This is a genomic window from Mycobacterium sp. NGS16 (assembly GCF_059813225.1).
Genome location: NZ_JCALEE010000015.1, coordinates 25,790 through 48,240 on the forward strand (window position 1 = coordinate 25,790; position 22,451 = coordinate 48,240).

Genomic DNA, 22,451 nt, shown 5'->3' on the forward strand with positions numbered 1-22,451 from the left:
CCTTGATAGCTGGCCGTTTATCGGTTATGGCCTGCTCCTCGATACAGTAGGCGCAATGAACGAGCACGTTCCCGACTCCTCCCGACTCCCGCTGCGAGCCATGGTGATGGTGCTGCTGTTTTTGGGCACCGTGTTCCTGCTGGTCGGGTTCCAGGCACTCGGATCGTCGGGCAGCGAGGACGACAGCAGCCACTCGCCGACGTCGAAACCCATGACCACCACCTCGGCGGTCGCCAAGCCCGAGCAGCCCGCCCACAAGTCCGACGTGCGGGTCTACAACATCTCCGAGCAGGCCGGACTGGCCGGGCACACCGCGGACCGGCTGCGTGAAGCCGGCTGGAACGTGACCGACGTCGGGAACCTCGAGCTGCCCGAGGTCACCGAGACCACCGTCTACTTCAGCGACGCCCCCGGGGAACACGATTCGGCCACCGCCGTGGCCGGCATGCTGCACGCTGCCGTGGCGCCGCGCGTCCCCGACGTAGCCGAGCAGCCACCGGGCGTCATCGTGGTCGTCGCGGGTTAAGCTCCTCGCATGGTCACAGGTCACCGCAGAGCTCTTGCCGCCGCTGTCTTCGCCACTCCGGTCGTGATGCTGGCGGCGTGCAGCCCCCCCAACGAACAGCCGTCGGACGCGCCGGGCACCACCCCGGCCATCTGGACCGGATCGCCGGCGCCGTCCGGTGCGGCCACCGAACCGGGTGCCTCGGGCGGCTCGGACAACCTCGTCGCGCACCTGACCGCCCCCGACGGTGGCCAGGTCGCCACCGCGACGTTTGAGTTCAGCAAGGCCGGTGGCAAGGAATTCGTCACCGTCACGGTGCAGACCACCAGCCCCGGCGTGCTCACGCCCGGCTTCCACGGCATGCACATCCACGGCGTGGGTAAGTGCGAAGCCGACTCGGTGCCCCCGGGCGGCGGCGCACCCGGCGCCTTCCTGTCCGCCGGTGGGCACTTCCAGGCTCCCGGCCACAGCGAGCACCCGCAGAGCGGCGACCTGACCTCGCTGCAGGTGCGCTCCGACGGCAGCGCGCTGCTGGTGACCACCACCGACGCGTTCACCCGCGACGAGCTGCTGGCCGGGGAGAAGACGGCCCTGATCATCCACGCCGACGACGACAATTTCGCCAACATCCCGGCGGACCGCTACACCCAGGTCAACGGCACGCCCGGCCCGGACCAGACCACGCTGACCACCGGAGATGCCGGTAAGCGGGTTGCGTGTGGTGTTATCGGCACCGGATAGCCCGCCCCACAACAGGGCTTCTGCGAGGTCCGAAGCTCGGATCGAGTTCGCTCACTGCGCCCGGCCCACCCTCGGCGTGGAATGGGAGTTCGCGCTCGTCGACGCGGCGACCCGCGACCTGAGCAACGAAGCCCACGCGGTCCTGTCCGAGCTCGGCGAGAACCCGCGGGTCCACAAGGAACTGCTGCGCAACACCGTCGAACTCGTCACCGGTATCTGCGACAACACCGGCGAGGCGATCGAGGATCTGCGCTCGACGCTGGCGACCACCCGGCCCATCGTGCACGACCGGGGCATGGAACTGTTCGGCGCCGGCACCCACCCGTTCGCGCAGTGGTCGGCGCAGAAGCTGACCGACGCGCCGCGCTACGCCGAGCTGATCAAACGCACCCAGTGGTGGGGCCGGCAGATGCTGATCTGGGGCGTGCACGTCCACGTCGGAATCTCCTCGGCGCACAAGGTGATGCCGATCATCTCGTCGCTGCTGCTGTACTACCCGCACCTGTTGGCGCTGTCGGCGTCCTCGCCGTGGTGGGGTGGGGAGGACACCGGCTACGCCAGTAACCGGGCGATGATGTTCCAGCAGTTACCCACCGCGGGGCTGCCCTTCCAGTTCCAGACCTGGTCGGAGTTCGAGGGCTTCGTCTACGACCAGAAGAAGACCGGGATCATCGATCACATCAACGAGATCCGTTGGGACATCAGACCGTCACCGCACCTGGGCACCATCGAGGTGCGGGTCTGTGACGGGGTGTCCAATCTGCGCGAATTGGGCGCGCTGGTGGCGCTGACCCACTGCCTGATCGTGGACCTGGACCGGCGGCTGGACGCCGACCAGTCCCTGCCCACCATGCCACCGTGGCACGTGCAGGAGAACAAGTGGCGCGCGGCGCGCTACGGCCTGGACGCCGAGATCATCCTCGACGCCGACAGCAACGAGCGGTTGGTCACCGAGGACCTCGACGACCTGCTCAATCGGCTCGAACCGATGGCCGCGCGACTGCACTGCGCCGACGAGCTGGCGGCCGTCGCCGACATCTACCACAAAGGCGCGTCCTATCAGCGCCAGCGCCGCGTCGCCGAGGAACACGACGGTGACCTGCGCGCGGTCGTCGACGCGCTGGTTGCCGAACTGGACATGTGATGGAACTGCCGATGTTCCCGCTGGAGTGGGTGCTGCTGCCCGGCGAGGAACTGTCGCTGCGGATCTTCGAGCTGCGTTACACGGTGCTGGTCGGTGATCTGATGCGCAGCGGCGACCCGCGCTTCGGGGTGGTGCTGATCGCCCGGGGACGCGAGGTGGGCGGCGGCGAGCAGCGCCACGATGTCGGGGCGATGACAGCCATTACGCACTGCACCGAACTCGGTGGCGGCCGATACGCCTTGCGCTGCCTGACCGGCGAGCGGATCCGGGTCCGCGAGTGGCTGCCCGACGATCCCTATCCGCGGGCGATCGTTGAGGTGTGGCCCGATGAGCCGGCAGAACCGGTGAGCGACAACCAGTTCCGTGAGCTCGAAGACCGCATCGTGATGCTGCACAAGCGGATGGCGATGGCCCGTCGCCGGTGGGTCATGCCGGGGCGCAACGCCATGCTGGGGGGCCGCCGGCTGCGGTCGCTGGACCCGGTGCAGCGGCTGTATTCGCTGGCCTGCCGGGTCCCGATGGGGGAGGCCGACCGCTACGCGGTGCTGGCGGCGCCCTCGCTGCCCGAACGGATGAGCGCGCTGCACGAGGCGATCGAGACGGTCTCGGCCCGCGTCGAATTCGATCTCCCTCGCTGATTCTGCGGTGAGGGCGACAAAGTGCGAGTAACTTCCGCCCGCACCGCAGAGTCAACGCTTATTTGAGCATGCTGCCCGCGTCGACGGTGAGCGGAAGCCCGGTCACGTAACGGGATTCGTCCGAGGCCAGGAACAGCACGGCATTGCTGATGTCCACCGGCTCCACCCATCCGATCGGCAGCACGTGCATGAGCTGGGCGACGACGGCCATGTCGTCGGGTCCGGGGTTCTCCAGGTCGGGGCGGAACAGCTTCATCGTTCCCTCGTTCATGAACAGCGGCGTGTTCACGTTGGTGGGGTGCACCGAGTTGACCCGGATGAAATGCTGGCCCAACTCGACGGCGAAGGTGCGCATCAGCCCGACCACGCCGTGCTTGGCCGCGATGTAGTGGCCGGTGTGCGGGTAGGCCTTGAGGCCGCCGACTGAGCTGGTCAAGACGATGGATCCGCCGTTTCCGCCGGAGATAAGGTGGGGAACACCAGCTTTGACCGTCTTCCAGACGCCGGACAGGTTGACGTCGATCATGTCCTGCCAGTCGGCCTCGCTGGTCTTGTCCAGGGTCTGGCCACCGTTGCCGATCCCGGCGTTGGCCACGATGATGTCCAGTCGGCCGAGCTGCTCGACACCGCTGTCGACCGCGGCCTTGAGCGCGTCGAAGTCACGCACGTCGACCTGTGCCGTCACGATCCGACGGTCCAATCCCTTGACCAGATCAGCGGTCTGCGCCAGGTCGTCGGGCGTCGGAGCCGGGATCTCCTCGTTGCTGCTGATCCGCGCGCAGACATCGACGGCGATGATGTCGGCACCTTCCTGCGCGAGTCGCACCGCGTGACTGCGGCCCTGACCGCGGGCCGCGCCGGTGATGAGCGCGACCTTTCCCTCCACTCGTCCAGCCATGTTGCGCACCTCGTCTCGTTGTTGGTCGATCGATCAGCAAGGCTGGCACCAACGGGCCGGGTTGTCAACCGTGGGTTGCTAGTCGGCCGCAGCCGACGGAGCCGCCAGCCGGCCCAGTTCGCGCTCGACGAGGGCGCGCAACTCATCGTGGCCACTGTTGACTCCGACGGCGTCTTCATTGCACAGGCTGCGGGCGGTCTGCGCGATCAGCATGGCGACGGCGACGGGCGGATACTTCTGCAGGTCGACGCCGTTGGTGCGCAATGCCACCGTGACGGCCGCGGTCTCGATGTCGCGGACCCGTTCGGCGTAGGCCTTGAGCTCGGTCCGGATCGCCTTGCGGTGGTTGGCCAGCGCCATGAACTCGGTGTTCAGGCTGGTCAAGCGGGCATCGCCGTTGATCTCCCACAGTGTCCGGAGCGGATCGTCGTCGGTGAGGGCGGCGCGCATCCGCTCTAGCGCGGCGTCGGCGCCGGCGCGCAGCACCTCGACGAACAGGTCGTCCATGGTGGGGAAGTAGTAGTAGACCAGGGCTTGCTTCACCCCGGCCTCGGCGGCTACCCGCCGCGAGGTTGCCGCGGCATAGCCCTCGTCGCGCATGAGCCGGGCTGTTGCTTCGATCAGCCGGCGGCGGGTGGCGCTATCGGTCGATCTGGCCTTGCGCGGCGGCGTCATTCAGGCGACCCTGGCGCTGCGATTGCTTGACCATCCGTCGCCGCACATGGTAGGCATGACGCATTCTAGCAATTTGATCGATCGATCAGCGCGACGAGGTCGTGATACGAGCGAAAGGGCGCATCGCGTGGTGACGGATCTCGCGGCGGTGGACTACTTCTCCGACCCGGAGGTAACCCAGAATCCCTACCCCTATTACGAGTACCTGCGCGGATGCGGGCCGGTCTTCGCCGAGCCGCACCACGGCGTCGTGGCCGTCACCGGCTACGAAGAGGTGCACGCCGCGTTCAAAGACCACGACTCGTTCTCGGCGGTCAACGCCATCGGCGGTCCCTTCCCGCCGCTGCCGTTCGAGCCCGAGGGCGACGACATCACCGAGCAGATCGAGGCGCACCGGCACGAGTTCCCCATCTTCGAGCACGTCGTCGTCCAGGACCCGCCGGCGCACGAGCGGACCCGGGCGCTGCTGGGGCGCATCCTGACTCCGGTCCGGTTGAAAGAGAACGAGGACTTCATCTGGCGGCTGGCCGACCTGCAGCTCGACGAGTTCATCGCCGACGGCCGATGCGAATTCCTGATGGATTACGCCAAACCGTTTGCGACGCTGGCGATCGCGGACCTGCTCGGCGTGCCCGACGACGACCGCGCCGAGTTCCGCCGGGCGCTCGGTGCCGGTGAACGCCCGGGCGCCCGGGTCGGCGCCCTGGACGGAGAGCCGGTCGGGCTCAACCCACTGGAGTATCTCGACGACAAGTTCAACGGCTACATCTCCGATCGGCGCAACAACCCCCGGGCCGACGTGCTGACCATGCTGGCCGAGGCCACCTACCCCGACGGGTCGATCCCGGAAGTGATGGACGTGGTGCGTCCGGCCACCTTCCTGTTCGGCGCGGGCCAGGAGACCGTCACCAAGCTGCTCGGGACCATGGTGCAGGTCCTCGGCGAGCAACCCGAGTTGCAGGAGCGGCTGCGCGAGAACCGCGACCTGATCCCGCGCTTCATCGAGGAATCGCTGCGGATCCAGAGCCCCACCAAGGTCGACTTCCGGCTGGCACGCAAGTCCACCACGTTGGCCGGGGTGCCGATCAAGGCGGGCACGGTGCTCATGCTCTGCCTGGGGGCGGCCAACCGGGATCCGCGAAAGTTCGAAAACCCAGACGAATTCAACATGGACCGCAAGAATGTTCGCGAGCACATCGCCTTCGGCCGCGGCATCCACACCTGTCCCGGCGCGCCGCTGGTACGTGTCGAAGGCCGGATCACCGCCAACCGCATGTTGGACCGCATGCGTGACATCAGGATCAGCGAAGCGCACCACGGCCCGGCCGGTGAGCGTCATTACGCCTATGAGCCGACCTTCCTGCTGCGCGGCCTCACAGCGCTGCATGTCGAGTTCGACCCGGTCGCCTAACAGATCCAGCGAGCCGAAAGGCGGGCAATGTCCCTGAATTCTGTAGTGGAAGAACTGCGCCGGCGTCCCGGCTCCGGTGAGGTGATCCCGATCATCGATCCGGCCACTGAGGAGCAGATCGGCGAGTTCAACGACGGCGGCGCCACCGCCATCGACGACGCGGTCGGGCGGGCCCGGGCCTCCTTCGACGCAGGGGTCTGGAGCGCGATGCCGGCCCGGGAACGCGCCAAGATCCTTTGGCGCGTCGCCGATCTGATCGATGAGCACGCCGAGGAACTCGCGCAGATCGACTCGCTCAACACCGGGATGCCCCTGGCGCAGGCGCAGATGATCGTGCCGACCTGTGCCGAGATCTTCCGCTACTACGCCGGCTGGTGCACCAAACTCAACGGTGATGCCTATCAGGTGCAGATGACCGGCGGCATCTCCGGCGCCTATGCCGACATGCACGCCTACACCCTCAAGGAACCCTACGGCGTGGTCGGGCTGATCTTCCCGTGGAACGGGCCGTTGTTCAACGCCTGCACCAAGCTGGCGCCGGCGCTGGCCGCCGGCTGCAGCACCGTGGCCAAACCCGCCGAGGAGACACCCCTTTCGGCGCTGGTTTTAGAGCGCCTGCTGGTCGAGGCGGGTGTTCCCGACGGTGTCGTCAATCTGGTCACCGGTTACGGGCACACCGCGGGCGCAGCACTGGTCGATCACCCCGGCGTCCAGAAGATCGCGTTCACCGGTTCCACCGAGGTCGGCAAGCGGATCGTGGCGGCATCGGCCGGAAACCTCAAGCGTGTCACCCTCGAGCTCGGCGGCAAATCTCCGGTGCTGATCTACGACGACGCCGACCTGAACACCGCGATCACCATGGCGGCCATGGGTATCTTCATCCACTCCGGGCAGGGGTGCATCTGCGGATCCCGGATCTTCGTGCAGCGCGGCGTCTACGATCAGGTCGTCGAGGGTATCGCCATGGTGGCCAACAACCTTCGGTTGGGCGGGCCCACGGATGAGGGTGCCATGATCGGGCCGCTGATCAGCGAGAGGCAGCTCGACCGGGTGATGGGATACATCGACGAGGGTAAGCGGGACAGCGTCGACGTCATCACCGGCGGGCACCGGCTGGACCGCCGCGGCTATTTCGTGCATCCGACCGTGCTGGCCAACGTTGATCCGGCAATGCGGCTCTACCAGCAAGAGATCTTCGGTCCGGTGGTCACCGTGCTGCCATTCGACGACGACGACGAAGCCGTCGCCCTGGCCAACGACTCCGACTACGGTCTGGCCGCCACCGCCTGGACCCGTGACCTCAGCCGCGCCCACCGGCTTGCCAAGCGGTTGGAGTCCGGAACCGTTTCGCTGAACTGCCAGTTGGTCTTTGATCACTCGGTGCCGTTCGGCGGGTACAAGCAGTCCGGCTGGGGGCATGAATGGGGCCGCGAGGGCGTCGAGAGCTTCCTGCAGACCAAGTCGGTGTACGCGCAGCTGTAGGGAGCCATTCAGCTCATGCCGATGCGAATGTTCTTGATCTGCAGGAATTCGTGGAGTCCGTCGACTCCGCCGGTGCGTCCGAACCCGCTCTGCTTGTAGCCGCCGTAGGGACCTTGCGGCGCGATATCGCTGGAGGTGTTGACCCAGACCGACCCCGCTTCCAGCTGGCGAGCGACGCGGTGAGCGCGCTGAAGATCGCGGGTGTGCACGAATGCGTTCAGCCCGTAGCGGCTGTCGTTGGCGATGCGCACCGCATCGGCATCGTCGCCGAATCTGATGACGGACACGACCGGGCCGAACGTTTCGGTCTGGGCCAACTGTGAAGAGTTGTCAACACCGCCGAAGACCGTCGGCTCAATGTAGTAGCCCGGTGCGAGCTCACCGCCGAGCCGCCGGCCGCCGGTGAGCAATTCCCCGCTGCCGTCGGCAACGGCACCGTCGATCACGCCCAGGACGCGATCGACCGCCGACTGGCTGATGACTGGGCCGAACGTCACTGTGGGGTCGAGCGGATCGCCAATGCGGGCATGGCCGATCACGGTGAGGAACTTCTCGAGGAAGGTGTCGTAGACCGATTCATGCACCAGTAGTCTGCTGGCGCAGGCGCAGCTCTGACCCGACTGCATCAGCGGCCCCTGGTGTGCTGCCATGACCGCGGCGGCGTCCAGGTCGGCGTCGGCGAAGACGATATTGGCCGACTTGCCGCCGAGTTCGGTGACCACCGGGGTGAGATTGACCGCTGCGGCCTGTAGCACGTCGCGGGCAGTTGCCTCACCGCCGGTGAAATGGATCTTGCCGATGCCGGGGTGGCGTACCAACGCATCGCCGCCCTCGGCGGCCGCCGGTACCACGTTCACCAGACCGGGCGGAAGGCCCGCTTCCAGGCATAGCTCACCGAAGCGCAGTGCGGCGAGCGGTGCCAGCTCGGACGGTTTGAAAACTACGGCGTTGCCGGCCGCCAGCGCGGGTGCGACGCATGATCCGGCGACAACCAGTGCGCCATTCCACGGAGCGATAATGCCCACGACCCCGAATGGTTCGCGTTCGATCAGATTGACGTCGAACGAGCCGTTCACCGGAGTGCTGGACCCGTGCGGCTTGTCGACGTAGCCGGCGAAGTGGCGCAGGAATCGCTCCAACAGGATCGCGTTGCCGGCGAAAGAGATCGGCACCGCGTAGTCCTGCACATTCAGCGCAGCGAGTTCGTCGAGATGCTGGTGCACCACGTCGGCGAGGTCGATCAGCAGATCACGTCGCCGGTCGACGGTCAGCGCTATCCACTGCCGCTGAGCCTCTCTCGCAGCAGCCACCGCGCGGTCGATCTCATGGGCGCCGGCCAGTGTGACCGTGGCGTTCGGTTGCCCGGTAGCCGGATAGATATGCGCGTGTGTGACGGGCGCCGTCATGCAACGCCTTCCGCAGCCCACTCCTGGGTGACGCGCTGCTTCTGCTCCTCGACCACCTGGGCCAGCCGAGACGCCTTGGCCCAGCCATAGTAGGCCCCGAAATGCAGCACCAGCTCGTCCATTTCGCCGAACGTCACGTCGCGGCTCTTCAGCGCGGCATAGACGTGGCTGAGGATCGGATACGGGGCGTCCTGGAACGCCACGCAGGCCACGGTCACCAGCCGCCGTTCCTTCATGCCCAGCCCGGGCCGCAGCCACATCTCGCCGAAGACGAAGTTCAAGATGCCCGCACCCGAGTACGGGTCGTCCCGCCCCGGCGCGTAGGGCAGACAGTTGACGTCCCGAAACGCCTGCTCGCCGACGCTCAGCCGGACTTCGGGATCGCTGGGGGTGGTCAGTGGCAGCAGCGGAGTCGGCGGCGGCACCGGTTCTCCTCGTTCGGCGTGGATACGCTGCCACTGCGCGTCGACGATCATGTTGAACAGCGAGGCTTTCGGCCATCCTGAATACACCGCGAAATGCAGTACGGTCTCCCGCATTTCGTCGATCGTCAGATCTCCACCGACGAGCGCGGCGTAGACATGGGCGCGCAGCGGCTCCTCGGTGTCTGCCGCGGCGAGGCAGGGCAGCGCGATGAACCACCGGTCGCGCCGGCTCAAACCCGGACGCTGCCACACCTGCGCGAAGACGAAGTCGAATAGTGTTTCCGTTGTCGGGGTGCAGTGCGGTGCCGGGACGGTCATCAACTCGGCGAAGGCGCGTTCGCCGCGCCCCGCCTCACCGGAGGGTGACACCGGCGTCAACCTTGAATTCCAGGCCGGTCACATGCCGTGACTCGTCGGAGACCAAAAACAGCACCGCATTGCTGACGTCGCGAGCCTCGGTCATCACGATCGGTAAGGCGTTGGAGAAGATCGGTCCCAGGTCGGCGCGGGTCTCGTGCAGCAGCCCGTGCAGCGTGTCTGGCCGCATCCCGGTTTCGACCCCGGTCGGATGCACGGTGTTGACCCGGACATTCACTGCCGCAAGCTCGTTGGCCAGGGCACGGCTCATACCGACCACCCCGTGCTTGGACGCCGTGTAGGGCGTGTGCAGCGGGCTGCCCTTCAGGCCCGCCACCGAACTGATGTTGATCAGGCTGCCGCCGCGCTCGACTAGATGCGGCAGCGCCGCCGAGCAGGTGTTCCACGCTCCGACCAGGTTGACGTCGATGACGGTGCGCCACTGCTCGGACGTGGTGGTGTCCCAGGTACCCGCGGTGAGCACCCCGGCGTTGGCTACCGAGGCGTCCAGGCCGCCCAAGCGGGTGACTCCGTCGTCGACCGCGGCGGCCAGCGCGGCGGCATCCCGCACGTCGACTACCTGGGTGACCGCCCGGCGTCCCTGTTCTTCGACCAACCGGGCGGTCTCGTACAGGTCATCGGTTGTGGCCAGCGGATATTCGATCTCCGGCAGCGAAGCGCAGATGTCGATCAGGATGAGATCGGCGCCTTCCTCGGCCAAGCGCACGGCGTGGCTGCGGCCCATGCCCCGGGCGGCGCCGGTGATCAACACCCGCTTGCCGGCTACCCGCCCGCTCATAGCTTGTTGCAGAAGCCGGCGTCTACGGGGAAGGTGACCCCGGTGACGTATCGAGCAGCGTCGGAGACCAGGTAGGCGATCGCGGCGCTGATGTCCTCCGGCTCGAGCAATTCGACCGGCATCGGGTTCTGCAGATGTGGCCCGCCGTCGGGATAGTGCTCCAGAAACGACGTCATCGCTGGGTTGACCGCCATCATGGTGTTCACCGCGGTCGGGTGCACGGTGTTCACCCGGATACTGTGCGGGGCAAGCGCATTGGCCAGCGTGCGCATCAGCCCGACGATGCCGTGCTTGGATGCCGCATAACCCAGTCCGCCGCCCTGCAGGCCGCCGAATCCTTTCAGGCCGGCTGTCGAGCTGGTGAACACAATCGACCCGCCCCGGCCGCCGGCGATCAGGTGCGGGATGGCGGCCTTGGCGGTGTGGAACGCCCCGACCAGGTTGACGTCGATCACGTCGGTCCACATCTGCAGGTCTTCGGCGTCGGTCAACTCGCGAAAAGCCATCGTGGCGATACCGGCGTTGACGCAGACGATGTCGAGGCGACCGAAGTGGTCGACGCCGGCGTCCAGGCTCGCCTTCAGCGCGGCGAAATCGCGGACGTCGGCGACCGAGGCGAGCATCTTGCCGCCCTGGGCTTCCACCAGCGCGACGGTCTCGTCGAGCTCCTGCCGGCTTGCCATCGGGTAACCGTTGGAGGCGATGTCGGCGCAGATGTCCACCCCGATGATGTCGGCGCCGTCGGCTGCCAGCCGAAGCGCATGGCTGCGGCCCTGCCCGCGCGCCGCGCCGGTGATGAATGCGACTTCTCCGTCCAGAGAACCCATGCCGGTACAGTAACCTGGTTACTCGCCGAGGGGCAAGGGGGATCAATGGACAGTCCGGAGGATCGGATCCTGGGCATCGTCGTCGAGATTCTCGAAACGCAAGGCTACGACGCCGTTCAGCTCCGCGAGGTCGCCCGCCGGGCCCGGATGTCGCTGGCGACCATCTACAAGCGGTATGCCACCCGTGACGAGCTCATTCTCGCCGCGCTGGACGCCTGGATGGCAGAGCACCGCTATTCCGGCGTCGTCCCGCATTCACGGGAGCCCGGGGAACCGCTGTATGACGCGCTGATGAGGCTGTACCGCACCATCTTCGAGCCGTGGGAACGCCATCCGGCGATGCTGGCGGCTTACGTTCGGGCCCGCTCTGGGCCCGGCGGTGAGAAGTTGGTCCGCCGGGGACTTGACGTGGTCGGACCCGCGATGCGCGCGGCACTCGGCGACGTCGACGAAGGCTTCATCGCCGACTTGGATGTCATCATCTCGAACCTGGTGTACGGACTGTCCGCCCGCTTCGCCGCTGGCGAGATCGCCATCACCGACATCCTTCCCGGCCTGGACCGCGCGGTGTACTGGCTCACCACCGGATATGAAAGGGGCTCCGGCAGTTAACGTCTGGTCAACGCGAACACCTTGATCTCGCGTGCGGCCCGGTGTCGGTAGGTTTGGTAGTTGTTGACGTAGTCGACGAATCTCTGGTAGGCCCGGTCACGCTCCTCGCCGACAACCTCACTGGCGAGCACCGGAATCTCCTTGCCGCCCATGGTCACCCAGGCGTTCGGCTCGGCGATGAGATTCAGCGCCCAAGCCGGGTGGTGCGCTTGACCGAAGTTGCTGCCCACCAGGTACAGCCGATCGCCCTCACGCATGTAAGCCAGCGGGGTCTGCCGACGCTGGCCGGACTTGCGGCCGGTCGTGGTGAGCAGCAGCAACGGCACCGCCATCGGCCCGAAGATGGTGAACCGACCGCCGCTGTGATCGAGCAGCCAGCGGTCCAGCGGAGTGCCTTGACGGATGAGCCAGGCGCCGGGTTTCGACCCCGCGACTGCGCCGATCACCCGCCGCGCCAGCGGTCCGGGGTCACGGCCCCACCGCACCTCGGGAAAGGGGTCGTCGGTCATGTCGCTGATTATCCAGCGTTTTCTGCGCCGTCGTGCCGTATCAGGTTTCCCAGCGGCGGCAACCGCCCCGTGCCGACCGGTGGCAGATCTTGCCGGATCGGATAGCGCCGGGCGCTATCGAGCCGGCGCGGCCCGAGTTCCGCGTACAGCAACGTAGGCTTTGGCCATGCCGGACATCGGGTTCAGCGCGGTGGCACCGATCATTCCGGTGCGCGATCTCGATGCCGCCCTGGACCGCTACCGCCGGCTCGGCTTCACCACCCATCCCTACGACGGGCCGGCGCGGTACGGATTCGCCGAGCGCGGCCCGGTGTCGTTGCATCTGAGTGAGTGGGCGCAGCACGATCCGCTGCCCACCGCGGCCAGCGTGTACCTCTACGTCGACGACGCCGACGCGCTCTATGCGCAGTGGGCGGCAAGCGGAGTTCCGGGACGGTTCATCGAACCGGTCGACACCGACTATCGGCTCCGCGAGTTCGCCTACGTCGATCCCGAGGGCACCTTGCATCGCGTCGGGTCACCGCTGCCGGCCACGATCGTCAGCGCCAGCCGCGACGTCGCCGCCCCGGCCCCGCGGATCTTCGAGTTGATCGCCGACCCGGCTCACCAGCCGCGCTGGGACGGCAACGACAACCTGGCCGAAGCTCCTGCCGGACAACGCGTGCACGCGGTCGGTGCGATGTTCACCATGGCGCTCACCTCGGGCGCCGTCCGGGAGAACCACGTGGTGGAGTTCGAGGAGGGACGCCGGATCGCCTGGCTGCCGGCCGAACCCGGAAAGCGGCCGCCGGGGCACCTGTGGCGATGGGAGCTCGAGCCGCTGGACGAGGCCCACACCCGCGTCACCCACACCTACGACTGGTCGCAGCTGACCGACCCGAACCGCAAGCAGCGGGCCCGTGCGACCACCGCGGACAGACTGGCGGCCTCGCTGAGCCGGCTCGCCGAGCTGGCCGAGCGCGGCTGACAGCCGGAAGCTAACGCGCCGCGGTGAAGGAGCGCAGCGCATCGATCTGCGCGGGATCCAGTGAGGGCCGGACATTTTCCCGCGCCGCGGTGATATCGGCGTTGGTGACGTCGGCGGCGTCGATACAGCGGCGCATCGCGGTCAGGGCCGCCTCGCGCAGCAGCGCCACGCAGTCCGCGGCGCTGTAGCCGTCCAGGTCGGCGGCCAGCGCGTCGAGGTCGACGTCATCGTGCAGCGGTACGGACTTGCCGGCCACCCGCAGGATCTGCCGGCGGGCGTCGGCGTCGGGCGGTTCGACGAACACCAGCTTCTCCAGCCGGCCCGGTCGGGTCAGGGCCGGATCGATCAGCTCGGGGCGGTTGGTGGCGCCCACCACCACCACGTCGCGCAGCGGGTTGGCGCCGTCGAGCTCGGTGAGCAGCGCGGCCACCACCCGATCGGTCACCCCCGAATCGAAACTCTGGCCGCGCCGCGGTGCCAGGGCATCGATCTCGTCGAGGAACACCAGCGAGGGGGCGGAATCGCGGGCGCGCTGAAACAGATCCCGCACCGCTCGCTCGCTGCTGCCCACCCACTTGTCCATCAGCTCGGCACCCTTGACGGCATGCACGCTGACCCGTCCGGAGCCGGCCAGGGCGCGCACCACGAAGGTCTTGCCGCACCCCGGCGGACCGTAGAGCAGCACACCGTGCGGCGGGTCGACACCCAAACGGGTGAAGGTGTCCGGATGCTGCAGCGGCCACAAAATCGCTTCGGTCAGTGCTTGTTTGGTGGCCGCCATGTCTCCGACGTCATCGAGGGTGACCGAGCCCACGGAGACCTCGGCGGCCGCCGAGCGGGACAGCGGACGGATCACGCTGAGCGCGCCGGCCAGATCCTGCTGGGTCAGCACCGGCTCCTCGCCGCTGTCGCTGGCCCGCGACGCCGCGCGCAGCGCCGCCTCGCGGACCAGAGCCGACAGATCGGCCGCGACGAAACCCGGTGTGCGCTCGGCGATCTCGTTCAGATCCAGGGTGGTATTGGGCACCGACTTGAGCAACCCGCCCAGCAATGCGGCGCGGGTCGCTCCGTCGGGAAGGCTCAGGCGCAGCTCCCGGTCGCACAGCTCCGGGGCGCGCAACCTGGTGTCGACCCGATCCGGCAGCGCGGAAGTGGCGATGAACGCCACCCCGTCGGCGGCGACCGCGGTGCGCAGCTCGGCCAGGATCAAGGTGCTCACCGGCTCGGGCGGATCCGGCAGCAGCGCATCGATGTCGGTGATCAGCAGCACCCCACCGCCGTCGCGCACGTCGGTGACCGCCGAGCGCACCGCCGCCAACCGCTCGTCGGGGACTGTGGCCCCGATCTCGGGCCCGTCGAGCTCGACCACCCGCCGGCGTGCACACACCGCCCGCACCAGCGTGGACTTGCCGACCCCGGGTGGGCCGGACACCAGCACCCCGAGGTTGGTGCCGGCGTTGAGTGATTTGAGCAGGTGTGGTTCGTCCAAGGCCAGCTTGAGCCATTCGCTGAGCTTGTCGGCCTGTGCGGTGCAGCCCTTGAGGTCGTCGACGCTCAGCGGCGCGGCGGCGGGTGCGCTGGTCGGGTTGGTCGGCATGGTCGGCGCGGATGCCGTGCCGCTGCCCCAGGTCACCGACGAGCTGGGTTGCACGCTGACCGGCCCGGCCGGGTCGACGTCGGTGACGGTCAGCAGCTCCGAGGTCCAGCTGATCCCCACCGCGGAGGCCAGCGCGGTCGTCGCGGCGGACGTCGACGTGCCCGGGCCCAGATCGCGTGGCAGCAGCGAGACCGCGTCGCCGACGGTGAGTACCTTGCCCAGCAACGCCTGACGCAGCGTGGCCGGCGACAGTGCCTGCGAAACCGAGGACCCGCTCAACGTCACCGCACGGGCACCGTAGACGGTGACGGCGGCCACCACCACGGCGGTCCCGTCGCGCAGTCCGGCGTTGGACAGCGTCACGTCGTCGAGCAGCACCACCCCGGCCGGGGAGTCGGGGGCGGCCAGCCCGGCCACCGCCGAGGTGGTGCGAGAACCGGTCAGCGACACCGCATCCCATTCCCGAATGCCGAGGGCGGCAATGGCTTCGGCGTGCATCCGCACCACGCCGCGGCGGGCGTCGACGGCCGAGGTGTTCAGCCGGGCGATCAGGGTCAGGTGGCGGGAGGACCGGGAGGCATCGCCATCCCGATGCTCTTCAATAGAACCCATGCGGTCATTATCGACGTACAGTGGCGGCCTGCTGTCGGCGCTCTGCGCGGTCACGCTGCTGGCGGCACCGCCCGCGGCCCACGCAGATAACCCGTTGACCGACCTCGTCGACGCCGCGGCCCAACGCCTGCAGGTCGGCGACGACGTGGCGGCGGTCAAGTGGCACTCCGGAGGCGCCATCGAAGACCCGGCCCGGGTGCAGCAGCAACTGGCCGCCGTGGCCTCGGCCGCTGAGGTCCAACACCTCGACGCCGGCTATGTGCGTCAGGCTTTCACCGACCAGATCGCGGCCACCGAAGCCCTCGAGCACTACCGGTTCGCGCAGTGGAAGCTGGACCCGGCCAGCGCCCCGGCGGTCGCGCCCGATCTGGCCACGTCGCGGGCCCGCATCGACGGCTATAACCGCGTCATGCTCACCCAGATCGGATTGCGGTGGCAGCAGCTGCACGCAGCGGAATGCGCCCCGCGACTCGACGAGGCAATCCGGGACGTCAGCGCTGCGCGGCAGTTCGACGAGTTCTCCCGGCGGGCGCTGTCGTCGGCGACGCGGGACTACTGCACCGGGTAGCTCAACGCCCGGGCTTGCGCAGCCGCAGCCGTGCCATCGATTGCCCGCTGGGCCGGCGGATGCCCAGCCGGGGCCCCGGTCGCGGCTGCGCCCGGCGGATCGCCCGGCGCGCGGCGCGGCGCTCCCGCGGGGCGTGCTCCCAGGCCTCCGGGTGCGCGGCCACCCAGCGTTGGCTGCGCACCGAGAACGGGATGGTGCACAGGTAGGTCACAATCAGCACCAGCACCAGCACGTAGGGGAACAGGAAGGCCGCCGCGGCCACCAGGGCCAGCACCGCCAGCAGTACCGCGGCCAGATGCGGCGGCACCGACACGGCGTGCATCTTGCGCATCGGGATCCGGCTGACCAGCAGCATCGACGTGCCCACCACCCAGGCACAGGTGAACCACTGCGACGTCCACCAGCCATCGCCGAACTGCAGTTTCGCCGCCAGCAGCCCCATCAGCGTGATCGCTCCGGCCGGAGCAGGCATCCCGACGAAGAACTCGCGGGTGTAGGCCGGCAGGGTGGCGTCGTCGAGCAGGGCGTTGAACCGCGCCAGCCGCAGCACCACGCACACCGCGTAGAGCAACACCACGATCCAGCCCGCCGGCTGGGTGGACAGCAGCGACACGTAGATCACCACCGCGGGCGCGACGCCGAAGTCGACCGCGTCGGCCAGCGAGTCGATCTCGGCGCCCATCCGCGACTGGGCATCCAGGATGCGAGCCACCCGGCCGTCGAGACCGTCGAGGATGGCGGCCGCGGCGATCAGCGCCATCGCCACGTGCGGCTGACCGTCCAGTGCGTACTTGATCGAGGTCAGGCCGGCGCAGATGGCCAGCACCGTCATCGAGCTGGGCAGGATGTGCAGGCCCACCGGGCCCCGGGTGCGGCCCGGGGTGGATGTCGTCATGGCAGCTGGGCCAGCACGGTCTCACCGGCGACCATGCGCTGCCCGACACCGACCAGCGGCTGCGTCCCGACCGGCATGTAGGTGTCCAGCCGCGAGCCGAACCGGATCAGCCCGTAGGTGTCGCCGATCGCCAGGTGATCGCCGGGCCTGGTGGCGCAGACGATGCGTCGCGCCACCAGCCCGGCGATCTGCACCGCGATCACCTCGGCGCCGTCGGCGGTGCGGATCCGCACACTGTTGCGCTCGTTGTCCTCGCTGGCCTCGGTGCGGTCGGCGGACCCGAACCGGCCGGCCCGGTGCATCACGTCGAGCACCTCGCCGCCGACCGGGGCCCGCTGCACGTGGGCATCGAACACCGACATGAAGATGCTGACTCGTGGCAGCGGGGTGTCGGGCAGGCCCAGTTCCGGGGGCGGGGTCGCGGTGTCGACCAGGCAGACCATGCCGTCGGCGGGGGCCACCACCACACCCGGGCGGATCGGCGGCACCCGTCGGGGATGCCGGAAGAACCCCGCGCTGGCCCCGGCGGCCAGCAGCCCGGCGCCGCGCAGCCAGCGCTGCTTGCGGCCCAACGCCGCCAGGCCCAACGCCCCGGCGACGAACGGCAAGCCGGCGGGGTGCATCGGCGGCACCGTCGAGCGCACGAGCTCGATCAGGTGCCGCAGACCGCCGGGATCATCAGCAGCGCGGGGTCGTCTGGCCATCCGGCCATCTTAGAAGCTGGGGGGACTCACCCGGTCAGGTCCCAGACCTCCACCGCGGTGCCCACCGGCAGTTCGGTCACCTCGTCGGCGATGTCGAGCAGGCAGTTGGCCGACGCCAGGTAGCGCAGATGGTGCGAGGCCGGCGGCCCGTAGTTGGTGACGGTCCCGGTTTCGTGGTCGAGCAGTCCGCGCCGGAACTGCCGCCGCCCGGCCGGCGAGGTCAGCGTCTCGCTGAGGATGGCGGTGCGGCGCGGCCGGTCCGGTGCCGGCAGATCCATCGCGCGGCGCAGCGCGGGCCGGACGAACACCTCGAAGGACACCTGCGCGCTGACCGGGTTGCCCGGCAGCGTGATGATGGCTGCGTCGCCGACCCGGCCGATGCCCTGCGGCATGCCCGGCTGCATCGCCACCTTGACGAAGTCCACGCCCTGATCGCCGTCGCGACCGAAGACGTCCTTGACCACCTCGTAGGCGCCCGCGCTGACGCCACCGCTGGTGATGACCAGATCCACCGCGCCGTCGCGCACGCCGTAGCGGTCGAGCACCGCGGTGAACTCGGCGGTGTCGTCGGCGACGGTCGCCGCGGCCACCACCTCGGCACCGGCGTCACGCAGCGCGGCGGCCAGCATCACCCCGTTGGACTCATATATCTGTCCGGGCGCCAGCGTCGTGCCCGGCTTGACCAGTTCAGTGCCGGTGGAGATCACCAGCACGCGTTGCCGTGGGCGCACGGTCAACTCGGCCAGGCCCAGCGCCGCGGCCAGGCCGGCCGCCGGCGCTGTGACGAGCTGGCCGGCCCACAGCACGGTGGCGCCCTCGGCGACGTCACCGCCGGCGCGACGGATGTGGCGTCCCCGCGCGGTGGCGGCACTGATCGCCACCACCTCGGTGCCGCCATCGGTGGCTTCGACGGGAACTACGCCGTCGGCGCCGAATGGGATCGGCGCACCGGTCATGATGCGGTGCGCAGTACCGGGCGCCAACGAGGGGATGTCGGTACGGCCGGCCGGAATGTCCTCGGTCACCGGCAATTTCACCGGATGCTCAGGGGTCGCCGTGGCCACGTCGTCGGCTAGTACGGCGTAGCCGTCCATGCCGGAGTTGTCGAAGACCGGCAAGGAGATCGGCGCGGTCACATCCGCGGCCAGGGCCAGCCCCTCGGCGTCGGACAGTGGCACCGTGACCGGTGGGCGGGCACGGATCAAGTCGGCGACGGCGCGTTGGTGCTCTTCAACGGATCGCATGACGACAGTCTGAACTAGACGGGGTAAGTGATTCCTGTCAGTTCCTCGGAGACCGCCCACAGCCGCTGCTGCAACTCGACCTCGTGCGCCTGCTTGCTGGCGTCGACCAGCTTCGGATGCCCGCGCTGCTCCCCCAGACCACCCGGCCCGTAGTACTGCCCGCCGGCCACCTCGGGGTCGGTGGCGGCACGCAGCGTCGGCAGTGCGCCCATCGCGGCGCTCTGGACGACCAGCGGCATCAGCAACCGGTCGGCCGGACGCAGGAACGGCGGCAGGTAGCGGGTCAGTTCGGTGTTGGCAGTGCCGGGATGCGCCGCGACGGCAATCGTCGATTTGCGTTTGGCGGCCAGCCGCCGCTGCAGCTCGTAGGTGAACATCAGGTTGGCCAGCTTGGACTGGCCGTAGGCGGCGATCCGGTTGTAGCCGTGCTCCCACTGCAGGTCGTCGAAGTGGATCGCCGCCATGATCCGGTGCGCCATGCTGCTGACCGTCACCACCCGGGACCCCTTCACCCGCATCATCCGGGGCAGCAGCAGGCCCGTCAGCGCGAAATGCCCCAGATGGTTGGTGCCGAACTGCAGCTCGAACCCGTCGACGGTGGTCTGTTTGGGGGTGTACATGACACCGGCGTTGTTGATCAGCACGTCGATGCGGGGATGGGCAGAGCCGAGCGCTTCGGCGGCTTCGCGGACTGAGGCCAGCGAACTCAGATCCAGTTCCTGCACCTCGACGGCGGCCTGCGGGCTGGCGTGGTGGATCCGTTCGGCTGCCGCACGTCCCTTGTGCAGGTCGCGCACCGCCAGCACCACCGTGGCGCCGTGTTCGGCGAGCACCAGAGCAGTGTGATAGCCGATTCCGGTGTTGGAGCCGGTGATTACCGCGACGCGCCCGGTTTGGTCGGGTACGTCCTGTGCGGCCCATTTGTCCCGGCTCCCCATTCCCGAAACGATACCGACGCCGGCCGGTTCCGCACCCTTGCAGATGACAGCGCTGCGACGCTAGGTCATTCTCTGTTGCATGGCGCCCAACGCAAACCGTCCCGGGGAGGTCACCATGGTCGACCCCACCAATCCACCGAGCTCTCGCGCGCCATTGGTATGGGCTCTGGTCGGCGCGGTGCCCTGGCTGGTACTGGCCGTGCTGCAACTGGGGTGGGCGGTCGCTGATGAGCGGCTGGCCTGGCTACACATGGTCGCCCTAGCGGTCACGGCGTTGGGGCTGCTGGTCTCCGCGGTGATCGCGCCACTATGGCGTTATCGCGTGCACCGGTGGGACATCAGCGATCAAGCCGTCTACACGCGCACCGGCTGGCTGGTGCAGGAGCGCCGGATCGCCCCGATCTCGCGGGTCCAGACCGTCGACACCTACCGCGGGCCACTGGATCGACTGCTTGGCTTGGCCAACGTCCGGGTGACGACCGCGTCCTCGGCGGGGGCGGTGCACATCGTGGCGCTGGATGCCCCGGTCGCCGACCGGGTGGTGGCGCAACTGACCGACATCGCCTCGCTGGGCGCCGGGGACGCCACATGACCGCTGAACCGGCTTGGCAGCGGCTGAGCCCGCGGATGTTGCTGGTGCATCCGCTGCACGAGGCGCTGCGTGAGCTACCGCTGCTGATCGCGATCGTCGTGTTCGGTTCGGCCACCGACAACTCGGTGTGGGTGGTCGCGGTGGTGTGGGTGATCGCCGTGATCGGGGTGACGCGCTGGTTCACCACCAGCTATCGCATCGAACCCGACCCCCAGGGCCGGGTGCAGTTGCGCTCGGGCCTGCTGCGCCGCAAGGTGCTTTCGGTGCCGCGCAACAGGATTCGTTCGGTTCAGACCGACGCCCGGCTGCTGCACCGGCTGCTGGGGCTCACGGTGCTGCGGGTCAGCACCGGCCAGCACGGCACCGGGGACACCATGTTCGAACTCAACGCGGTGGAGAGCAGCCAGGTGCCGCGGCTGCGCAAGATCCTGCTGGCGCACACCGGGGGTCCAGCGGAATTTGGGCCGGCGCCGACCCGCGCGACGGTGCTGGCGCGGTGGCGCCCGTCGTGGTTGCGCTACAGCGCCCTGAGTCTGTCCGGGCTGGTGACGATCGGCGCCGCGGTGGGTGCGCTCTATCAGAGCGGCGCCTGGGCGGCGCTGCAGGATTCGGCGCTGAGCGGGGCCTGGCGTGACGCCGCCGGGCGGTTCGGGGCGCAGCAGACCGCGGCGGTGATCGCGGGTCTGGTACTGGTGGCGGCGATCCTACTGGCGGTGCTGCGATCGGCGCTGACCTACGGCAACCTGGTGTTGTCCCGCAGCTCCGGGGCGGCCGGCGACGTGTTGGAGTTGAGCTACGGACTGCTGCGCGTGCGGCAGCACAGCTACGACATGCGCCGGCTGCGCGGTGGAACGCTGCGACGGCCGCTGTTGGTGCGGCTGTTCGGCGGCGCGCGGTTGGACGCGGCCATGACCGGTGTCACCGGGGCAGGTGAATCCTCGGTCCTGTTGCCGCCGTGCCCGCGAGCCACCGCCGAGCAGGTGCTGGCCGGGCTGGTCGCCGACCCCGTCGTGGTCACCGGCCCGCTGCGCCGGCACGGCCCGGCGGCGGCCCGCCGACGCTGGACCCGCGCGATGATGCTGCCGGTGGCGGGTGGGGCGGTGCTGGCGGCGGTCGACGGTGTGCCGCTGTGGTACTGGCCGGTCTGGGCGGCGCTGACGGTATGCGCGGCGCTGCTGGCCGCCGATCGGGCGCGTGCGCTCGGGCATCGCGTTGACCCGCAATGGCTTTCGGCCCGCACCGGTAGTTGGGAACAGCGCCGCTACTGTATCGCCACCGCGGGCATCATCGGCTGGACGGTGCGCCAGAGCTGGTTTCAGCGCCGTGTCGGAGTCGCCACCCTGATCGCGGCGACCGCCGCCGGTGTCAAGGCCTACCGGGTGATCGACGTGCCGGAGGAGTGGGCGTGGTCGGTGGCCGCGACCGCTTCTCCATGGGTGGCACACAGCAAGTGGGCGCGATAGCCCCGTGATTTGCAACCGACGGGCGCGGCGGCTCCCGCTGGACGAAGATGCCCCCTTGCGGAAACTTAGAACTATCTTGTAAATTATTTTCCACGTAAATTCTTCGCGGGTGGCCGACGGATAAGAGCCCGTTTTTTGCGTGGTGGAGGGCATGCGGGGCCTGCCGGGGGCTGGAGGCTGCTCCATCGGTGCTTTTCGTGGGCGCGTAGCTAAAACGAGAAGTGCTTAGAGGACGTTTTCGGCTCGCGGAGCTCCGGTCAAATTCGGTGCCGATTTCGCGAATTCGCGATCACTGAACCTAACTTCGTTTACGCTGCGTTGCTTAAGGGAAGCTGAGCGATTTTTGTGGGAAGGGATGCGGGGATGATGGCTGGTCGGCGTGAAGAGGGCAAGAGTCGGATGCGGTCGCGTCGGGGCAAGCGCACGGTGGGTGCCGCCACCA

At 68.5% G+C, this 22,451-nt stretch carries 23 protein-coding genes and 1 pseudogene; 12 read left to right on the forward strand and 12 right to left on the reverse strand.

Annotated elements, in window-relative coordinates:
• The first annotated feature begins 55 nt into the window (after nt 1-55).
• The 4 genes from AC5Y4Q_RS21410 to AC5Y4Q_RS21425 are packed head-to-tail and all read left to right on the forward strand — an operon-like array spanning nt 56 to nt 3,028.
• Nucleotides 56-526: a LytR C-terminal domain-containing protein gene (locus AC5Y4Q_RS21410; RefSeq protein ID WP_064919858.1), complete on the forward strand. Its 471-nt coding sequence runs from the start codon at nt 56-58 to the stop codon at nt 524-526.
• 9 nt (nt 527-535) lie between these two features.
• On the forward strand, nt 536-1,246 hold the full coding sequence (gene sodC / locus AC5Y4Q_RS21415) for a superoxide dismutase[Cu-Zn] (protein WP_064919857.1): 711 nt from the start codon (nt 536-538) through the stop codon (nt 1,244-1,246).
• Entirely contained in the window at nt 1,203-2,390 is a 1,188-nt protein-coding gene (locus tag AC5Y4Q_RS21420) for a glutamate--cysteine ligase (protein WP_499960153.1), read from the forward strand. The genes sodC and AC5Y4Q_RS21420 overlap by 44 nt, the downstream gene beginning before the upstream one ends.
• Nucleotides 2,390-3,028 carry an LON peptidase substrate-binding domain-containing protein gene (locus AC5Y4Q_RS21425; RefSeq protein ID WP_064919855.1) on the forward strand — a complete coding sequence of 213 codons (639 nt, stop codon included), beginning with the start codon at nt 2,390-2,392 and terminating at the stop codon, nt 3,026-3,028. The genes AC5Y4Q_RS21420 and AC5Y4Q_RS21425 overlap by 1 nt, the downstream gene beginning before the upstream one ends.
• A 58-nt stretch (nt 3,029-3,086) precedes the next feature.
• Here the strand turns inward: AC5Y4Q_RS21425 and AC5Y4Q_RS21430 are convergent, their stop codons facing one another.
• Both AC5Y4Q_RS21430 and AC5Y4Q_RS21435 read right to left on the reverse strand, forming a co-directional pair.
• Entirely contained in the window at nt 3,087-3,926 is an 840-nt protein-coding gene (locus AC5Y4Q_RS21430; RefSeq protein ID WP_065018829.1) for a mycofactocin-coupled SDR family oxidoreductase, read from the reverse strand.
• Nucleotides 3,927-4,004: 78 nt separating this feature from the next.
• Nucleotides 4,005-4,601 carry a TetR/AcrR family transcriptional regulator gene (locus AC5Y4Q_RS21435; protein WP_499960154.1) on the reverse strand — a complete coding sequence of 199 codons (597 nt, stop codon included), beginning with the start codon at nt 4,599-4,601 and terminating at the stop codon, nt 4,005-4,007.
• Between the two features lie 130 nt (nt 4,602-4,731).
• Between AC5Y4Q_RS21435 and AC5Y4Q_RS21440 the strand changes: the two genes are divergently transcribed.
• Nucleotides 4,732-6,012 (forward strand): cytochrome P450, encoded by a 1,281-nt coding sequence (locus tag AC5Y4Q_RS21440; RefSeq protein WP_125225574.1) that lies wholly within the window; start codon nt 4,732-4,734, stop codon nt 6,010-6,012.
• 27 nt (nt 6,013-6,039) lie between these two features.
• Nucleotides 6,040-7,494 (forward strand): aldehyde dehydrogenase family protein, encoded by a 1,455-nt coding sequence (locus AC5Y4Q_RS21445; RefSeq protein WP_499960155.1) that lies wholly within the window; start codon nt 6,040-6,042, stop codon nt 7,492-7,494.
• 8 nt (nt 7,495-7,502) lie between these two features.
• On the opposite strand, the gene AC5Y4Q_RS21450 is transcribed toward AC5Y4Q_RS21445, so the two are convergent.
• Genes AC5Y4Q_RS21450 through AC5Y4Q_RS21465 form a run of 4 tightly spaced genes read right to left on the reverse strand, consistent with a single transcriptional unit; the run spans nt 7,503 to nt 11,308 of the window.
• Nucleotides 7,503-8,900, reverse strand: coding sequence for an aldehyde dehydrogenase family protein (locus tag AC5Y4Q_RS21450; protein WP_499960156.1), 1,398 nt, complete (start codon nt 8,898-8,900; stop codon nt 7,503-7,505).
• Complete coding sequence (locus AC5Y4Q_RS21455) at nt 8,897-9,643, reverse strand: carboxymuconolactone decarboxylase family protein (protein WP_499960160.1); 747 nt, start codon at nt 9,641-9,643, stop codon at nt 8,897-8,899. The genes AC5Y4Q_RS21450 and AC5Y4Q_RS21455 overlap by 4 nt, the downstream gene beginning before the upstream one ends.
• Nucleotides 9,644-9,677: 34 nt before the next feature.
• Complete coding sequence (locus tag AC5Y4Q_RS21460; protein WP_499960157.1) at nt 9,678-10,481, reverse strand: mycofactocin-coupled SDR family oxidoreductase; 804 nt, start codon at nt 10,479-10,481, stop codon at nt 9,678-9,680.
• A complete protein-coding gene (locus AC5Y4Q_RS21465; protein WP_499960158.1) occupies nt 10,478-11,308 on the reverse strand; it encodes a mycofactocin-coupled SDR family oxidoreductase in 831 nt (276 codons plus the stop codon). The genes AC5Y4Q_RS21460 and AC5Y4Q_RS21465 overlap by 4 nt, the downstream gene beginning before the upstream one ends.
• A gap of 45 nt (nt 11,309-11,353) precedes the next feature.
• Here AC5Y4Q_RS21465 and AC5Y4Q_RS21470 point away from each other — a divergent pair, with 45 nt between their 5' ends.
• Complete coding sequence (locus AC5Y4Q_RS21470; protein ID WP_064919849.1) at nt 11,354-11,920, forward strand: TetR/AcrR family transcriptional regulator; 567 nt, start codon at nt 11,354-11,356, stop codon at nt 11,918-11,920.
• Here AC5Y4Q_RS21470 and AC5Y4Q_RS21475 read toward each other — a convergent pair.
• Nucleotides 11,917-12,429: a nitroreductase/quinone reductase family protein gene (locus AC5Y4Q_RS21475; RefSeq protein ID WP_065019452.1), complete on the reverse strand. Its 513-nt coding sequence runs from the start codon at nt 12,427-12,429 to the stop codon at nt 11,917-11,919. The two genes, AC5Y4Q_RS21470 and AC5Y4Q_RS21475, sit on opposite strands and share 4 nt — an antisense overlap.
• 166 nt (nt 12,430-12,595) lie before the next feature.
• Between AC5Y4Q_RS21475 and AC5Y4Q_RS21480 the strand changes: the two are divergent.
• Both AC5Y4Q_RS21480 and AC5Y4Q_RS21485 read left to right on the forward strand, forming a co-directional pair.
• Nucleotides 12,596-12,952: pseudogene (locus AC5Y4Q_RS21480) on the forward strand (bleomycin resistance protein); the annotation flags it as partial.
• Nucleotides 12,953-13,396: an SRPBCC family protein gene (locus tag AC5Y4Q_RS21485; RefSeq protein ID WP_065019453.1), complete on the forward strand. Its 444-nt coding sequence runs from the start codon at nt 12,953-12,955 to the stop codon at nt 13,394-13,396.
• 10 nt (nt 13,397-13,406) lie between these two features.
• On the opposite strand, the gene AC5Y4Q_RS21490 is transcribed toward AC5Y4Q_RS21485, so the two are convergent.
• Nucleotides 13,407-15,605, reverse strand: a complete 2,199-nt coding sequence (locus AC5Y4Q_RS21490) for an AAA family ATPase (protein WP_499960159.1) — start codon at nt 15,603-15,605, stop codon at nt 13,407-13,409.
• Here AC5Y4Q_RS21490 and AC5Y4Q_RS21495 point away from each other — a divergent pair.
• A complete protein-coding gene (locus tag AC5Y4Q_RS21495; protein WP_064921471.1) occupies nt 15,604-16,173 on the forward strand; it encodes a chorismate mutase in 570 nt (189 codons plus the stop codon). The genes AC5Y4Q_RS21490 and AC5Y4Q_RS21495 overlap by 2 nt on opposite strands.
• A gap of 1 nt (nt 16,174) precedes the next feature.
• On the opposite strand, the gene pssA is transcribed toward AC5Y4Q_RS21495, so the two are convergent.
• From pssA to AC5Y4Q_RS21515, 4 genes are read right to left on the reverse strand one after another with little or no spacing between them, the layout of a single operon-like run.
• Nucleotides 16,175-17,068 carry a CDP-diacylglycerol--serine O-phosphatidyltransferase gene (gene pssA, locus AC5Y4Q_RS21500; RefSeq protein ID WP_064921472.1) on the reverse strand — a complete coding sequence of 298 codons (894 nt, stop codon included), beginning with the start codon at nt 17,066-17,068 and terminating at the stop codon, nt 16,175-16,177.
• The gene (locus tag AC5Y4Q_RS21505) at nt 17,065-17,772 is read right to left on the reverse strand and encodes a phosphatidylserine decarboxylase (RefSeq protein ID WP_064921473.1); all 708 of its coding nucleotides are present in this window, start codon (nt 17,770-17,772) and stop codon (nt 17,065-17,067) included. The genes pssA and AC5Y4Q_RS21505 overlap by 4 nt, the downstream gene beginning before the upstream one ends.
• Before the next feature lie 26 nt (nt 17,773-17,798).
• Entirely contained in the window at nt 17,799-19,016 is a 1,218-nt protein-coding gene (gene moeA, locus AC5Y4Q_RS21510) for a molybdopterin molybdotransferase MoeA (protein WP_064921474.1), read from the reverse strand.
• A 14-nt stretch (nt 19,017-19,030) separates the two neighbouring features.
• Nucleotides 19,031-19,954, reverse strand: coding sequence for an SDR family NAD(P)-dependent oxidoreductase (locus tag AC5Y4Q_RS21515; RefSeq protein WP_064921475.1), 924 nt, complete (start codon nt 19,952-19,954; stop codon nt 19,031-19,033).
• A gap of 79 nt (nt 19,955-20,033) precedes the next feature.
• Here AC5Y4Q_RS21515 and AC5Y4Q_RS21520 point away from each other — a divergent pair, with 79 nt between their 5' ends.
• Together AC5Y4Q_RS21520 and AC5Y4Q_RS21525 are read left to right on the forward strand one after the other, a co-directional pair.
• A complete protein-coding gene (locus AC5Y4Q_RS21520) occupies nt 20,034-20,546 on the forward strand; it encodes a PH domain-containing protein (RefSeq protein WP_064921476.1) in 513 nt (170 codons plus the stop codon).
• The gene (locus tag AC5Y4Q_RS21525) at nt 20,543-22,009 is read left to right on the forward strand and encodes a PH domain-containing protein (protein WP_065019450.1); all 1,467 of its coding nucleotides are present in this window, start codon (nt 20,543-20,545) and stop codon (nt 22,007-22,009) included. The genes AC5Y4Q_RS21520 and AC5Y4Q_RS21525 overlap by 4 nt, the downstream gene beginning before the upstream one ends.
• Nucleotides 22,010-22,451: the final 442 nt, after the last annotated feature.

What these genes read in the sequence shown, in the direction of transcription:
- AC5Y4Q_RS21410 (WP_064919858.1), top strand. Translation starts at nt 56, where the DNA reads ATGAACGAGCACGTTCCCGACTCCTCCCGACTCCCGCTGCGAGCCATG.
- sodC (WP_064919857.1), top strand. Translation starts at nt 536, where the DNA reads ATGGTCACAGGTCACCGCAGAGCTCTTGCCGCCGCTGTCTTCGCCACT.
- AC5Y4Q_RS21420 (WP_499960153.1), top strand. Translation starts at nt 1,203, where the DNA reads ATGCCGGTAAGCGGGTTGCGTGTGGTGTTATCGGCACCGGATAGCCCG.
- AC5Y4Q_RS21425 (WP_064919855.1), top strand. Translation starts at nt 2,390, where the DNA reads ATGGAACTGCCGATGTTCCCGCTGGAGTGGGTGCTGCTGCCCGGCGAG.
- AC5Y4Q_RS21430 (WP_065018829.1), bottom strand. Translation starts at nt 3,926, where the DNA reads ATGGCTGGACGAGTGGAGGGAAAGGTCGCGCTCATCACCGGCGCGGCC.
- AC5Y4Q_RS21435 (WP_499960154.1), bottom strand. Translation starts at nt 4,601, where the DNA reads ATGACGCCGCCGCGCAAGGCCAGATCGACCGATAGCGCCACCCGCCGC.
- AC5Y4Q_RS21445 (WP_499960155.1), top strand. Translation starts at nt 6,040, where the DNA reads ATGTCCCTGAATTCTGTAGTGGAAGAACTGCGCCGGCGTCCCGGCTCC.
- AC5Y4Q_RS21450 (WP_499960156.1), bottom strand. Translation starts at nt 8,900, where the DNA reads ATGACGGCGCCCGTCACACACGCGCATATCTATCCGGCTACCGGGCAA.
- AC5Y4Q_RS21455 (WP_499960160.1), bottom strand. Translation starts at nt 9,643, where the DNA reads ATGACCGTCCCGGCACCGCACTGCACCCCGACAACGGAAACACTATTC.
- AC5Y4Q_RS21460 (WP_499960157.1), bottom strand. Translation starts at nt 10,481, where the DNA reads ATGAGCGGGCGGGTAGCCGGCAAGCGGGTGTTGATCACCGGCGCCGCC.
- AC5Y4Q_RS21465 (WP_499960158.1), bottom strand. Translation starts at nt 11,308, where the DNA reads ATGGGTTCTCTGGACGGAGAAGTCGCATTCATCACCGGCGCGGCGCGC.
- AC5Y4Q_RS21470 (WP_064919849.1), top strand. Translation starts at nt 11,354, where the DNA reads ATGGACAGTCCGGAGGATCGGATCCTGGGCATCGTCGTCGAGATTCTC.
- AC5Y4Q_RS21475 (WP_065019452.1), bottom strand. Translation starts at nt 12,429, where the DNA reads ATGACCGACGACCCCTTTCCCGAGGTGCGGTGGGGCCGTGACCCCGGA.
- AC5Y4Q_RS21495 (WP_064921471.1), top strand. Translation starts at nt 15,604, where the DNA reads ATGCGGTCATTATCGACGTACAGTGGCGGCCTGCTGTCGGCGCTCTGC.
- AC5Y4Q_RS21490 (WP_499960159.1), bottom strand. Translation starts at nt 15,605, where the DNA reads ATGGGTTCTATTGAAGAGCATCGGGATGGCGATGCCTCCCGGTCCTCC.
- pssA (WP_064921472.1), bottom strand. Translation starts at nt 17,068, where the DNA reads ATGACGACATCCACCCCGGGCCGCACCCGGGGCCCGGTGGGCCTGCAC.
- AC5Y4Q_RS21505 (WP_064921473.1), bottom strand. Translation starts at nt 17,772, where the DNA reads ATGGCCAGACGACCCCGCGCTGCTGATGATCCCGGCGGTCTGCGGCAC.
- moeA (WP_064921474.1), bottom strand. Translation starts at nt 19,016, where the DNA reads ATGCGATCCGTTGAAGAGCACCAACGCGCCGTCGCCGACTTGATCCGT.
- AC5Y4Q_RS21515 (WP_064921475.1), bottom strand. Translation starts at nt 19,954, where the DNA reads ATGGGGAGCCGGGACAAATGGGCCGCACAGGACGTACCCGACCAAACC.
- AC5Y4Q_RS21520 (WP_064921476.1), top strand. Translation starts at nt 20,034, where the DNA reads ATGGCGCCCAACGCAAACCGTCCCGGGGAGGTCACCATGGTCGACCCC.
- AC5Y4Q_RS21525 (WP_065019450.1), top strand. Translation starts at nt 20,543, where the DNA reads ATGACCGCTGAACCGGCTTGGCAGCGGCTGAGCCCGCGGATGTTGCTG.